10 protein-coding genes are annotated in these 13,402 nt (G+C 73.7%); 1 reads left to right on the top strand and 9 read right to left on the bottom strand.

Annotated elements, in window-relative coordinates; all coding sequences use genetic code 11:
• Positions 1-9: 9 nt before the first annotated feature.
• A complete protein-coding gene (locus tag ACRAS8_RS28910) occupies positions 10-150 on the bottom strand; it encodes a hypothetical protein (RefSeq protein WP_369356106.1) in 141 nt (46 codons plus the stop codon).
• A gap of 143 nt (positions 151-293) precedes the next feature.
• Here ACRAS8_RS28910 and ACRAS8_RS28905 point away from each other — a divergent pair, with 143 nt between their 5' ends.
• The gene (locus ACRAS8_RS28905) at positions 294-1,001 is read left to right on the top strand and encodes a hypothetical protein (RefSeq protein WP_438488927.1); all 708 of its coding nucleotides are present in this window, start codon (positions 294-296) and stop codon (positions 999-1,001) included.
• A gap of 138 nt (positions 1,002-1,139) precedes the next feature.
• Here the strand turns inward: ACRAS8_RS28905 and ACRAS8_RS28900 are convergent, their stop codons facing one another.
• The 8 genes from ACRAS8_RS28900 to ACRAS8_RS28865 all read right to left on the bottom strand — a co-directional run bounded on the left by ACRAS8_RS28900 (position 1,140) and on the right by ACRAS8_RS28865 (position 13,008).
• Positions 1,140-2,048 carry a TrmH family RNA methyltransferase gene (locus ACRAS8_RS28900; protein ID WP_438488926.1) on the bottom strand — a complete coding sequence of 303 codons (909 nt, stop codon included), beginning with the start codon at positions 2,046-2,048 and terminating at the stop codon, positions 1,140-1,142.
• Positions 2,049-2,102: 54 nt separating this feature from the next.
• Complete coding sequence (gene cobA, locus ACRAS8_RS28895) at positions 2,103-3,341, bottom strand: uroporphyrinogen-III C-methyltransferase (RefSeq protein WP_438488925.1); 1,239 nt, start codon at positions 3,339-3,341, stop codon at positions 2,103-2,105.
• 340 nt (positions 3,342-3,681) lie between these two features.
• Positions 3,682-7,782, bottom strand: a complete 4,101-nt coding sequence (gene cobT, locus ACRAS8_RS28890; protein WP_438488924.1) for a nicotinate-nucleotide--dimethylbenzimidazole phosphoribosyltransferase — start codon at positions 7,780-7,782, stop codon at positions 3,682-3,684.
• Between the two features lie 235 nt (positions 7,783-8,017).
• Complete coding sequence (gene cbiE, locus ACRAS8_RS28885) at positions 8,018-9,247, bottom strand: precorrin-6y C5,15-methyltransferase (decarboxylating) subunit CbiE (protein ID WP_438488923.1); 1,230 nt, start codon at positions 9,245-9,247, stop codon at positions 8,018-8,020.
• A 171-nt stretch (positions 9,248-9,418) separates the two neighbouring features.
• Positions 9,419-10,054 carry a GNAT family N-acetyltransferase gene (locus tag ACRAS8_RS28880; protein ID WP_438488922.1) on the bottom strand — a complete coding sequence of 212 codons (636 nt, stop codon included), beginning with the start codon at positions 10,052-10,054 and terminating at the stop codon, positions 9,419-9,421.
• A 214-nt stretch (positions 10,055-10,268) separates the two neighbouring features.
• Entirely contained in the window at positions 10,269-11,126 is an 858-nt protein-coding gene (locus ACRAS8_RS28875; RefSeq protein WP_438488921.1) for a MetQ/NlpA family ABC transporter substrate-binding protein, read from the bottom strand.
• A 98-nt stretch (positions 11,127-11,224) separates the two neighbouring features.
• Positions 11,225-11,959: a methionine ABC transporter permease gene (locus tag ACRAS8_RS28870; protein WP_438488920.1), complete on the bottom strand. Its 735-nt coding sequence runs from the start codon at positions 11,957-11,959 to the stop codon at positions 11,225-11,227.
• Positions 11,956-13,008 (bottom strand): methionine ABC transporter ATP-binding protein, encoded by a 1,053-nt coding sequence (locus ACRAS8_RS28865; RefSeq protein ID WP_438488919.1) that lies wholly within the window; start codon positions 13,006-13,008, stop codon positions 11,956-11,958. Before ACRAS8_RS28865 ends, ACRAS8_RS28870 begins: the two co-directional genes overlap by 4 nt.
• Between the last annotated feature and the right edge of the window lie 394 nt (positions 13,009-13,402).

The following is a 13,402-nucleotide window of genomic DNA, read 5'->3' as shown; positions in this document are numbered from 1 at the left end:
GACGACGCACTACATCGTCGTCAGCCACGGCCGAAGCCGCCGAGGAACCGCCGCATTGAAGGCGCCCGGGTCGCCCGCATCCTGGACCAGCACTTCGCTCAGCCGCTCGACCCGCCCAGCGAGCTGGCCGACGCATTCCACGACGTCCACGTGCCGATCTTCCACAACGACCACATCTCTGACGCGGCCCAGCGGACAGACGTCGACCGGGTCCGGCAGAGGCCGGAAGGTGGCTCGTCCGTCACGGGACCGATCGATGTTCAGTCACCGTCGGGTTCGCCCTGCTTGCCGCAGTGGGCACCGAGGACGACATCCCGCTGATCCAGACGATCGGACTGCTCTCCAACCAGTTCGGGCCGCCGGCGGCTCATGCACTGGAGCGACTCCCGGGGCACCCGGAGTCGCTGCTCTGGCTGGCGGAGCGTGTCTCCGGCTGGGGCCGTGTCTATGTGGTGGAAGCACTCTGTCGCCTCGAAGATCCAGGCGCACGGCCCTGGCTCCTGCGCAGATCCATCGACGGCGATTTCCTCAACGGCTACTGCGCCGGCAAGGTCGCCGTCGTCGCCAGGCTGTACGAGGCGCTCTCTGAGTTCGAAGGTGACAGTGAGGTCCTCGACCACGCGGGTCGACTGCTACATGTGATGACCTTTTGCGAAGGTATGGGCCAAACCCTTGAGCACTACCCCCATGCCGCAGTCGTGTTGGAAGCGCATGTCCGGCAACTTGGCCTGCTCGCGCCGACCATCGAGCGCTTCGTCGTCGCTGCGATGCTGGCCAAGTACCTCACTGCCGCGGCGCCGGACAACCTCGGCAACAACACGACACCGCGCCAAGCGATCCTCGCCGCCTACCTCTCGCTCCTTGACCGTGAGGACTGGTGCGAGCTGGCTCGCGACGGTATCGCTGCGCAGGACAACCGACTGCAGTGGCTCGCAGACTCCGGGCCACCCAGGCTCCACTTGCGGGCGTTCGCAGGCCGCGACGCACCGACCGAGGAATAGTGCACATCAGAAATAAGTGATCTCCGTCAGTGCCGTAGTCCCCGACCTCCGTCGTCGTCACCGTCGAGTGGCTGAACGCGTAGACCGCAGGCGTAGGCACTGCGCCTAGCCCGATAGGGCTCCCGAAGTCAGCGAGTGTCAGGAAAGGATGTAGAAGCTGATTGCGGCAGCTGCCGCGATGTTCAGGGAGTCGACCCCGTGCGCCATCGGGATCCGCACCCACTCGTCCGCCGCGCGCAACCAATCTCGGGACAGACCATGTCCCTCCGAACCGAGCATCACTCCAAACTTCCCGAGTTCTTCGCTATGGACTTCGCTGAGTGGTGTGGCCCTCTCGTCGGGGGTCAGAGCGAGGAGTCGGAAGCCTGCCTCGCGGACCGATTCCAGGGCCCGAGGGCCGGGTTCGAGTCGAGCGTACGGAATGGTGAATACCGCACCCATGGAGGTCTTCACGGCGCGGCGGTAGAGCGGATCGGCACAGTCAGACGACAGCAGTACGGCCTCGATGCCCAAGGCGGCAGCGCTGCGGTACACCGTGCCCAGGTTCGCGTGGTCCACGATGCCCTCCAGGAGGGCGATCCGACGAGGTGGCGCCACGTTTCCGCAGGTCAGAGCCCCTTGCGCGCTTGGGTATGATGCTGTTCCACACATGTTGGTGTGGTCGTTGACCGCTTCCATGACCGCGATCCGGCGGGCGCCGGCGAGGAGTTCGGCGGCCGCCGGCAACGGCTTGCGCTGCATGGAGGCGAGGGCGCCGCGGTGCACGTGATAGCCCGTCACCCGCTCGGCGAGGTCCGGGCTGACGGCGTAGACCGGGGCCGGTACCTCGTCGATGACATCGCGCATCACCTCGACCCACTTGGCCGAGAGCAGCATGGAGCGCATCTCGTAGCCGGCGTGCCGGGCGCGGCGGATGACCTTCTCGCCCTCGGCGATGAAGAGCCCTTCGGCCGGTTCGCGGCGGCGCCGCAGCTCGACGTCGGTGAGGCCGGTGTAGTCGCCCAGCCGCGGGTCGTCCGGGTCATCGACGGTGATGATTTCTGCCACGGGGAGAGAGTGCCTTGTCGGAGTCGGGGAGCCTGGGCCGGGGAGCGGTTCCGGTCAGCGGGCGGGGGTGGCGGGGGCGAGGCGGACGACGTCGCCGATGACGATGACGGCCGGCGGGCGGACGCCCTCGGCGCGTACGGTCTCGCCGAGGGTGGCGAGCGTGGCGTCCACCCGGCGCTGGGCGGCGGTGGTGCCCTCCTGGACGACGGCGGCCGGGGTGTCGGCGGGGCGGCCGCATTCCATGAGCTTGGCGGCGATGGCGCCGCTGTTCTCCACGCCCATGAGGACGACGAGGGTGCCGCGGAGCGCGGCCAGTGCGGGCCAGTCGACCAGGGAGCGCTCGTCGTCGGGGGCGACATGGCCGCTGACGACGGTGAACTCGTGGGCGACGCCGCGGTGGGTGACGGGGATGCCGGCGGCGCCGGGGACCGAGATGGTGCTGGAGATGCCGGGGACGACGGTGCAGGGGATGCCGGCGTCGGCGAGTGCCTGGGCCTCCTCCATGCCGCGGCCGAAGACGAACGGGTCGCCGCCCTTGAGGCGGACCACGGCCTTGCCGGCCTTGGCGTGCTCGATCAGGGCGTTGTTGATCGCCTCCTGGGCCATGAACCGCCCGTAGGGAATCTTGGCGGCGTCGATCACCTCGACGTGCGGCGGGAGTTCGGCGAGCAGATCGCGCGGCCCGAGCCGGTCGGCGATGACGACGTCGGCCTCGGCGAGGAGGCGGCGGCCGCGGACGGTGATCAGGTCGGGGTCGCCGGGGCCGCCGCCGACCAGCGCCACGCCGGGGGTGTGCGGGCGGCGGTGGTGCGGGGCGGCGATGCTGCCGTCGCGCAGGCCCTCGACGATGGCGTCGCGGACGGCGGCGGAGCGGCGCGGGTCGCGGCCGGTGAGGACGGCCACGGTGACGCCCTCGCTGCGGCCGGTGGCCGGCGTCCAGGCGGTGGCGGCCTCGGCGTCGTCGGAGCGGACGGCCCAGACGCGGCGCTCCTCGGCCTCCTGGGAGGCGGCGGCGTTGGCCTCGGGGTCGTCGGTGGAGATCAGCGCGTACCAGGCGCCGTCGAGGTCGCCGGGGCGGTAGCGGCGGCGCTCCCAGCGGAGTTCGCCGGCGTCGGCCATCGCCTCGACGGAGGCGGTGGCCGACGGGGAGACCAGCAGGACGTCGGCGCCCGCGGCGAGAAGTGCGGGGAGCCGGCGCTGGGCGACCTGGCCGGCGCCGAGGACGACCACACGGCGGCCGGACAGCCGCAGTCCGACGGGGTAGGCAGCGGGTTCGGCGACGGGCTCGGCCATGGCGGGGTGGCTCCTTGTGCGGTGATGCGAGTTCGACGACCGTTCAGTCGCTGCGACGCCGGAGCGGCTGAGGGGTGGTACGGCCCGGGCGGGACGTACGCCCCGGCCCACAGCCTAGGGCGTGTCCGATGGGTCAGGGGCGGAAAGGTCGCGGCGTCTGGTGCGGTGCATCGCAAGGCGCCGGAGCGTCTTGATAGCGGAGCTATCGGGACGGTTCGGCAACGCGGCGAAGTGCCGTGCCAGACGCCGCGACCCCGGCCATGACCCATCGGACACGCCCTAGGAGGCTGCGGGCCGGGGGTCATGCGGGGGCGGCCCGGGCTTCGGGCCGGGCCCGGTGTCAGCTCTTCTCGGTGACTCCGGCGGAGTCGAAGGTGGCGACCTCGTGCATGGCGCGGGCGGCGCTCTGCACGACGGGCAGGGCGAGCAGTGCGCCGGTGCCCTCGCCCAGCCGCAGGTCGAGGTCGACCAGCGGGCGCAGGCCGAGTTTGTTGAGGGCCGCGACATGGCCGGGTTCGGCGCTGCGGTGGCCGGCGATGCAGGCGGCCAGCGCCTCGGGGGCGATGGCCCGGGCCACCAGGGCGGCGGCCCCGGCGCTGACGCCGTCCAGGATCACCGGTGTGCGCAGCGAGGCGCCGCCGAGGATCAGACCGATCATGGCCGCGTGCTCCAGGCCGCCGAGGGCGGCGAGGACGGTGATCGGGTCGGCCGGGTCGGGCTGGTGGAACTCCAGGGCGCGGCGGACGACGTCGACCTTGCGGGCGTGCGTCTCGTCGTTGATGCCGGTGCCGCGGCCGGTGACCTCGGCCGGGTCGACGCCGGTGTAGACGGCGATCAGGGCGGCCGAGGAGGTGGTGTTGGCGATGCCCATCTCGCCGGTCAGCAGTGCCTTGTTGCCGGCCGCGACGAGGTCGCGGGCGGTCTCGATGCCGACCTCAATGGCCTTGAGGGCCTCGTCCTGGGTCATCGCCGGGCCCTGGGTGAAGTCGGCGGTGCCTGGGCGGACCTTGCGGGGCAGCAGGCCGGGGGTGGAGGGGAGGTCGCCGGCCACGCCGACGTCGACCACGCAGACCTCGGCGCCGACCTGGTTGGCGAAGGCGTTGCAGACCGCTCCCCCGCCCAGGAAGTTGGCGACCATCTGGCCGGTGACCTCCTGGGGCCAGGGGGTCACGCCCTGGGCGTGCACGCCGTGGTCGCCGGCGAAGATCGCGACCGCGGCCGGCTCCGGGATCGGCGGCGGGCACTTCCGGGACAGGCCGCACAGCTGCGCGGAGATGATCTCCAGCATGCCCAGCGCGCCGGCCGGCTTGGTCATCCGCTTCTGCCGTTCCCACGCCTCGCCGAGCGCCTTGGCGTCCAGCGGGCGGATGCCGGCGAGGGTCTCCTGGAGGAGGTCGTGCGGGTCCTCGCCGGGCAGGGCGCGGCGGCCGTAGGTCTCCTCGTGGACGACCCAGGAGAGCGGGCGGCGCTTGGACCAGCCGGCCTGGAGGAGTTCGGGCTCGTCCGGGAACTCGTCGACGTAGCCGACGCAGAGGTAGGCGACGATCTCCAGGTGTTCGGGCAGGCCCAGTTCGCGGACCATCTCGCGCTCGTCGAAGAAGCTGACCCAGCCGACGCCCAGGCCCTCGGCGCGGGCGGCCAGCCAGAGGTTCTCGACGGCGAGCGCGGAGGAGTACGGGGCCATCTGCGGCTGGGTGTGCCGGCCGAGGGTGTGCCGGCCGCCGCGGGTGGGGTCGGCGGTGACGACGATGTTCACCGGCGTTTCGAGGATGGCCTCGATCTTCAGCTCGCGGAACTGCTTGGCCCGGGCCTTGGGCAGCGACTTGGCGTAGGCGTCGCGCTGCCGCATGGCCAGCTCGTGCATCTTGGCGCGGGTCTCGTCCGACCGGATGACGACGAAGTCCCAGGGCTGGGAGTGGCCGACGCTGGGGGCGGTGTGGGCCGCCTCCAGGACGCGCAGCAGGACGTCGTTGGGGATCGGGTCGGGGCGGAAGCCGTTGCGGATGTCGCGGCGTTCGCGGATGACGCGGTGGACGGCGGCGCGCTCGGAGTCGTCGTAGCCGGGCGCGGGGGCCGTCGCGGGCGCGGGCTCGGCGGTGGGGGCCTCGGCCGGGTGCGCGTCGTCGCCCTCGGCGTGCTCGACGAACTGGGCGTCGTCCTGCTGGTGCGGGAGGGCGTCGGCCCCGGCCGGGGCGGGCCCGGCCGGAACGGCGTCGGTGGCGGCCGCGGGGGCCTGGGGTGCCTGGTCGGCGGCGGGCTCCTGCGGGCCGGGCACCGGCTCGGCGGTCGCCGGGGCGGGGATCTGCGGGGCCGCCGCCTCGGGCTGGACGGGGGCGTCCGCGGCGGGCCGGGGTTCCTGTCCGGTGGGCGCGTCGGCGGCCTGCGGGGCGGGGGCCTCGGCCGGCTCGGCGGCGGGCTCCTGGGCGTCGGCGGCGGCAGGCGCGGGCTGCTCGCCCTCGGGGGCGGGCTGCGGGGCCGCCGCCTCCGTGGTGGGCTGCGGGACCGTGGCGTCCTCGGGGGCGAGGGGCTGCGCGGCTCCGGTGTCCTGCGGCTGCTTCTCCGCCTCTATGACGGGCTGCTGGGGTGCCGCCTCGGGGGCCTGCGGGGCGTCGGCGGCCTGGGGGGCGGTCACGGCGTCCGCCGGCGCCGGCGCGGCTTCGGGGGCGGCGGCGCCCTCGGCCGGGACGACCGTGGCGGCCTCGGCGGGCTGCGGCTCGGTGGCCTGCTCCCCGGCGGGCTGCTCGGGCTGCGCCGCGGCGGCAGGGGCGGTGTCCGTGGGGGCCTCCGGGGCGGGCTGCGGGGCCGCGGCCTCGGCCTGCGGCTGGTCGGCCTGGGCCTGGGCCGGGGCGTCGGGAGCCGGCTGCCCGGCGGGCTGTGCGGCAGCGGGCCCGGCCGCGTCCTGCGGAGCCTGGGGCGCTTCGGCGGGGGCCTGTGCCGGCGCCGGCTGCGCGGCGGCGGCCTCGGGGGTCGCGGGGGCGTCCTCCTGTGCCGGCGCCTCGGGCTGCTGGGGCGCGGCCTCGGGGACGTCCTGGGCCGCGGCGGGGGCGCCGGCGGCCGGCTGCGGGGCCGCGGCGTCCGGAGCGACGGCCGGCTCGGGCACGGTCGGCTGGGCGACGGCCTCCGGGGCGGGGGCCGCCGCGGTCTCGGCCACCGCGGCCTCGGGGGCCTCCGCGGCGGCGGCCTGTGGCTGCTCGGCCGCGGTATCCGGCGCCGGGGCCTGGTGCTGAGGCTGGGCCGGAGCCTGGGCGGCGGCCTCCTGGGCGTTCTCGCCCGGCTCCGCGACGTCGGGGGCGGCGGCCCCGTCCTCGTCGGAAACCGCGCCTTCGGCGGGCGTCGCCACGGGCTGCGGCTGCCCGGCCGGCGCCTGGTCGGCGCCCGGTGCACCCTCCTGGGCGGGCGGCTGGGCCTCGGGCACGGCCGTTTCCGCGCCGGTTCCGGCGGCAGGGGCGGGGGCAGCCGGTGCGGCCGTCGGCTCCGCGACGGGCGTCGCCGCGGCCTGGCCGGACGTCGCGCCCCACGGCTGCGCCTGGGCCGGCGTGTGCGACGGGATCTCGCCCAACTGCGGGCCCGGCAACGGGCCCTGGCCGGCGGCCCCGTAGGACTGCTCGGCGTACGTCTGGCCTTCGTAGGGCTGCCGGCCGAGCGGCACCGCCGCGGGCTGCTGCTCCTGCTGCGCGGCCGCCGCGGGGACGGCCCCCGGGTGCGGCTGGGCGGGCGCGGCCTGGGCCTGCGCGGCGGCCGCCCCGTCGTCAACCGGCTGTCCACCGGCGGGCTGCGGCTCGACCGGCTGTCCGGAGTCGGTCTGTGCGGCGTTGGCCTGCGCGGCGTCGGGCTGTTCGTCGGGGAGCGGTGCGGCCTGCGGGGCCTCGGCCGGGACGTCGAGGTATTCGGGGCCGCCGGTCGGCGGGGCGGGCTGCCGGGCGGCCTGCTGGGGTGCCTCGGCGGGCCCCCGGTCGGCCAGCGAACGCACCACGCCGCCGGTCGCCTCGGGGACCGGCGGGCCCATGTGGAGCGGGCGGCGGGGTGCGGCCGCCGCGTGGGCGCGGGCCTGCTGGGGGACGGTGGGCTGCGGGGCGCGGACGGCGCCGAGGTCGACGGAACCGGAGTCCCGGCCGCCGGTCTCGTGGTCGCCGGCCGGGGCGTAGCCGGCGGCGGGATCGAACGGCGCGGTCTGCTGCGGCGGTACGGCCTGCGGCGGGGGCAGCGGCTGGGCGGGCTGCGGCGGTTGCTGGGCGCCCTGTTCGCTCCAGGCACCCTGGGTACCGGGCATCAGCAGGTCGTCGTCCTCGACGGCGCCGTCGGCCGGGCCGAGGTAGGGATAATCGCCCGGGTGCTGACTGGGTCCGGGGTCGGCAGGGGTGGGAACGGCCTGCGGCTGCCCGCGGTGTCCGCCTGCGTTCTCCGGCTGTCCCTGACCCGGGACCTGGCCGGTGTCGGTCATGCGTACCCCTCGCCCACTGCTAGTGCTCCTTCCACGCGCTCGTGCGACGCGCCGACCGGTGCGCACCGACGCCCCGATAGCGAGAACGAGCGAGCACGCCTCCCGGCACGTCCGCACTCAAGTGCTTCATTTTCGTCCAAAACCACGGCATTTTCCGGATATTGGCGTACGAAGCCGAACGCGGAACGGCGGCGCAACGATCCGCCAGCCTACCCCGCGCGGGCGGCCTTCCTGGTCACGGGTGAGGAACGCGATAGCCGCTCAGCAAAAAGACCACAGAGCGTTCACGTTCGACCCAAACGGAAGTGTCGAGTTCCACGGACTGCAGCAGCGCGCACTCGACTTCGTAGCCGCCGTCGGCGAGCGCGCGGCCGAGCGTCTCGGCCTCGTCGCGGGTCGCGGCGTGGGTGACGATCCGTTCGGGGCGGCGGGCCGCGCAGGCGGTGACCACGTCCGCTCCCCCGGCGCCGATGCGCACCACGTCGGGCTCCGGGAGGTCCTCCAGGATCTGTGGCGCTCGGCCGTGCACGGCCTGGAGTTGGACACCGTGCCGGCGGGCCAGGGCGGCGGCGCGGCCGCAGGCGTCGGCGTCGGCGTCGACCGCGATGACCGCGGCGCCGAACCGCGCGGTCTCGACCGCGGCCGCGCCGCTGCCCGACCCGATGTCCCAGACCAGGTCGCCCACCCGCGGCCCGAGGCGGGCGAGTTGGGCGGTGCGCAGCTGGACGGACTCGCCCTCGCCGAGCGCGCCGCCGTAGGCGCGGTCCGGAAGTCCCCAGCCGCGCGGGCCCGTCGGGTGGCCGGCGGTGTTGCCGGGGTTTCCGGCGATCCAGCCGGTGCCCTGGGCGGCGGCCCCGGACGGTGAACCGCCCACGACGATGACGACGTTGGGGTCGCGCCAGTCATGGTCGGCGACCTTGTCGGATGTGAGGACCGTCACCCGCTCCCGTTCGGTGCCGAGGTCCTCGCAGATGACGAAGGTGCGGTGCACGCCGTCCAGGAGGAGGGCGAGTTCGGCGGGTCCGGCGCCGGGCGAGGTGAGCACCGCGACCTTGGGGTGGGCGCGGCAGACGTTGACCGCGCGGCGCAGGTCGCGGCTGTGGGCGACGACGACCCGGGCGTCGTCCCAGGGCATGCCGGCCCGGGCGAAGGCGGCGGCGACGGCGGAGACGGCCGGCACCACCTCGACCTCCAGGCCGTGTTCGGGGGCGCGCAGGGTGCGGACGACGCCGAAGAAGCCGGGGTCGCCGTCGGCGAGGACGACGGCGGTGCCGCGGTGCTGGGCGATGCGGCGGGCGGCCAGGGTGAGGCTGCCGAGCCGGATGCGTTCGGCGGCCGGCGGGACTTCGGGCAGCGCGAGGTGGTGGGCGGCGCCGGCGACGAGGGTCGCGGCGCCGAGGGCGGAGCGGGCGGCGGCGGTGAGCGGAGAGCCGTCCCATCCGATCACCGTGACCCGGTCGGCCATGCGCGTCAGTCTCCTGGGGGGAAGGTGCGGTTCCGGGGGCGGTCGGCGGGCGCCGTGGACGCCGGCCGGGGGTGCTTTGGGGTGCCGGTCCGCGCTGGTCGGGGCGGGCCCGGGCGCCGTCCGGCAGGCCGAGGGTACCCCGGCGGCCGGGGCCGGGAGGTGCGGTGGGGGTCAGTTCCACTCGGGGTAGGCGAAGCCGCTCGCGCCGACAGTCTGGTCGGGGAGTCCGTCGAGGTCCTCGGGGAGCAGGCTCCAGACGATCTGGTCCGTGCGGAGGTCGGTCCAGGTGCCGTCGTCCGCGCGGGTCCGGGCTATGCAGGCGTTGCGGAGCACTCCCTCGCTGATGCAGCCGATCTTCTGGGCGACCTGCTGGGAGGCGGTGTTGCCGGCGGCGGTGCGCAGTTCCAGGCGCTCGAACTTCTGGTCCTGGAAGAGCCAGCGGGCGGTGGCCAGGGCCGCCTCGGAGGCGTAGCCCTCGCCGCGGGCCCAAGAGGCGACGATGTAGGAGAGCTCGGTGGAGCGGACCCGCCAGTTGGTGTTGCCGAGCTGGACGATGCCGACCAGGCGCTGGGTGAGGAACTCGGTGACCGCGAGGTCGAGGCCACGTCCCGCGATGCGTTCGGTGGGCGCGTAGCGGGTGATCCAGTTGCGGGCGGCGTCCTCGGTGAAGGGCTGGGGCACCGCGGTCCAGGCGGCGACCAGTTCGTCGTTCATCATCGCGGTCAGGGCGGGGAGGTCGTCCTCGTCGAGCGCGCGCAGCACCAACCGGTCCGTGCTGAGGGAGATGTCCGGAAAGGTGGATGTCATGCCGATGCTCCAACGCCGTTGACTGGGGTGCTCCGGGGCGTCGCGCGCGGTCCGCTCCGCGAGGCCGGGAACCGTCCTGACCGTCTTGAATGCACCAGCATGCAGCATCGGCACAGGGGCGTGCCACGCGCCCGGGCCCCGGCCGCGCGGGTGGGCGCGACCGGGGCCCCTGACCACACCCGCCCGCCCCTCGGAAGGGGTGGGCGGTGGAGTGTCAGCCCTTGACCGGGCCGAAGGCCGGGATGACCGAGCCGTCCTTGTACTTGTCCTCGATGAACTTCTTGACCTCGTCGGAGTTGAGGAGCTTGGCGAGCTTCTTGATCCGGGGGTCGTTCTCCTTGCCCTGCTTGACGGCGAGGAAGTTGGCGTAGGGGTTGCCCTTCGCCTGCTCCAGGGCCAGCGCGTCGGTGGAGGGCTTGAGGTGGGCGCCGACGGCGAAGTTGCCGTTGATGACGGCGGCGTCGACGTCGTCGATGCGCGGCGCGGTCTGGGCGGCCTCCAGCTCGGTGATCTTGACGCCCTTGGTGTCCTTGACGTCGGTCAGCTTGGCGTCGGAGCCGACACCGGGCTTGAGGGTGATCACGCCGTTGTCGGCGAGCAGCTTGAGCGCGCGGCCCTCGTTGGAGGGGTCGTTGGGGACCGAGACGGTGGAACCGGCCTTGAGGTCGGAGAGCTTGTGGATCTTCTTGGAGTAGACGCCCAGCGGCTCGATCTCGACGTTCACGACCGGGACGATGTGGGTGCCGTTCTCCTTGTTGAAGGTGTCCAGGAACGGCTTGTGCTGGAAGAAGTTGGCGTCGACCTGGCCGTCGTCGGTGACCTTGTTGGGGATCTTGTAGTCGTTGAACGGCTTGACAACCAGCTTGAGGCCGACCTGCGGCGCCAGCTTGTCCTTGACGTAGTCCAGGATCGTGGCGTGCGGGGTGGGGCTGGCGGCAACGACCAAGGGGGCGTCCTTGTCGTTCTTGTCGCTGCTGGCGGTGGTGTCGGAGGGGGCGCTGCAGGCGCTCGCGCCGAGGGCGACGGCGGAGGCGGCGGCTACGGCCACGGTGATCTTGAGGGTGTTACGCACGAAGAGTGCCTCTTTCCTGTGCACACGGGGTTCCGTGTGGGCTGCGCCCGGCAAAGGGTCCGGGCTTCGGGATGCGGGTGACGCGGGTGGTTCGTGGGTCAGGCGGCCTCGGTGGCAGCCGCCGGCTCCTCGGCCCGTGCGCGGCGCAGTCCGACGCGTCCGGTCGAGGCGCGGCCACCGCGGCGGGCCAGCCGGCGGACGATCAGGTCGCCGATCAGCTGGACGAGGGTGACGAGGACGATCAGCTCCACCACGGTGGTGATCATCAGCGAGGTCTCGTACTGCTGGTAGCCGTAGGTGTAGGCGAGGTTGCCCAGTCCGCCACCGCCGACCGCGCCGGCGATCGCCGAGTAGCCGACCAGCGTGATGACGGTGGTGGTGACGGCCGCGACCAGGGCGGGCAGCGCCTGCGGGAGCAGCACCTTGAAGACGACGGTCCAGGTGCCGCCGCCCATCGCCTGCGCGGCCTCGACCAGGCCGTGGTCGACCTCGCGCAGGGCGGCTTCCACGAGGCGGGCGAAGAAGGGAATGGCGGCGATGGCCAGCGGGACGACCGCACCGGTCGGGCCGATGGAGACGCCGACGACGAGCCGGGTGAACGGGATCAGCACCACGATCAGGATCAGGAACGGGAAGGACCGTCCGACGTTCACGAGCGCGCCGACGGCCTTGAACACCACGAAGTTCTGCAGCATGGCCCCGCGGCCGGTCAGATGCAGCAGGATGCCGACGGGTATGCCGATGAGGACCGCGTAGAACGTGGACCACCACACCATGAAGAGGGTGTCGAGGGTGGCGTCGGAGAGCAGCGGCTGCATGTCGTGCCAGCTCACTGGGCACCTTCCTTCCGGAGCGGGGCGGCGGTCGCCGGGGCGGTGTCCGCGCCGACGACGTCCACCTGGAGGCCCTGCTCGCGCAGGAAGCCGATGGGGACGACGTTGTCCTCGAAGCGGCCGGGCAGTTCGATGCGCATCCGGCCGACCTGCTTGCCGCCGACGGTGTCCATGGCGGCGCCGAGGATGGAGATGTCGACGTTGTAGGTGCGGGCCAGCTCGGAGATCACCGGGCGGGTGGCGGCCGCGCCGTGGAAGGTGACGTCGACGACGGTGCGGTCCTCTGCGGAGGGCTCGCCGCCGACCGGGAACAGCTCGCGGGCCAGCTCGGAGCCGGGGGTGGCGAGGAGTTCGGCGACGGTGCCCTGTTCGACGACCCGGCCGCCCTTCATCAGCGCGGCGGAGTCGCAGATGGTCTTGACGACGTCCATCTCGTGCGTGATGAGGACGACGGTCAGGCCCAGCTGCTGGTTGAGGTCGCGCAGCAGCGTCAGGATGGAGCGGGTGGTCTCGGGGTCGAGGGCGCTGGTGGCCTCGTCGGAGAGGAGCACCTTGGGGTCGCCGGCCAGGGCGCGGGCGATGCCGACGCGCTGCTTCTGGCCGCCGGAGAGCTGGGCGGGGTACGCCTTGGCCTTGTCGGCGAGGCCGACCAGGTCCAGCAGCTCCAGCGCCTTGCGGGCGCGGTCGGCGCGGCCGACCTTGAGGATCTCCAACGGCAGTTCGACGTTGTCCTGGACGGTGCGCGAGGACAGCAGGTTGAAGTGCTGGAAGACCATGCCGATGTGGCTGCGCGCGGCGCGCAGGGCGGCGCCCGCGCGCAATCCCCGTCCGCCGAGGGCGGTGAGGTCCTGGCCGGCCACGGTGACCGTGCCGGAGGTGGGGCGCTCCAGGAGGTTGAGGCAGCGGATGAGGGTGGACTTGCCGGCGCCGCTCTGGCCGATGACGCCGTACACCTCGCCCTCTCGGACGTGCAGATCGACGCCGTCCAGGGCGGTGACCTCGCGGCCTCCCGACCGGTAGACCTTGGTCAGGCCCGTTGTGGTGATCACAGGGAATTCCGTCACTGTCGAGTGCTCGGTGGCTGGCCCACCGGGCACGGGGCATGCTGGCGAGTGCGGCAGGGGAAACGGGGAGCGGCGGTGGGCACGGGGCCCGGCTCCGGGTTCCGGTGACGCGGGGCGGCCGGGGGCGCCGGGGGCGGCGTTCGGCTCATGCGGCAGGGTCTCGCTTCGGGGCGCGAGGCACAGGCGGGGGCCCTCAGCGGTCACACATTCGACACATGCGACGAGCACCGGGCGCGGTGAACGCCTCGGTCGCGGGGGTGCGGCGGCTCGTCGTGGTCATGGCGGTCAGTAAACCAGACAGCGGTATGGCTCGATCAAGCCCGTCCGTATACCGGACAGCGGTGCCCGTCCCGTGGACCGGGGGCCGCAGGTTCTGATG

The organism is Streptomyces sp. S186, assembly GCF_051603415.1.
Lineage (GTDB): Bacteria > Actinomycetota > Actinomycetes > Streptomycetales > Streptomycetaceae > Streptomyces.
Note: the sequence above shows the minus strand (reverse complement) of the source record. Positions and strands in the feature narration are given on the sequence as shown.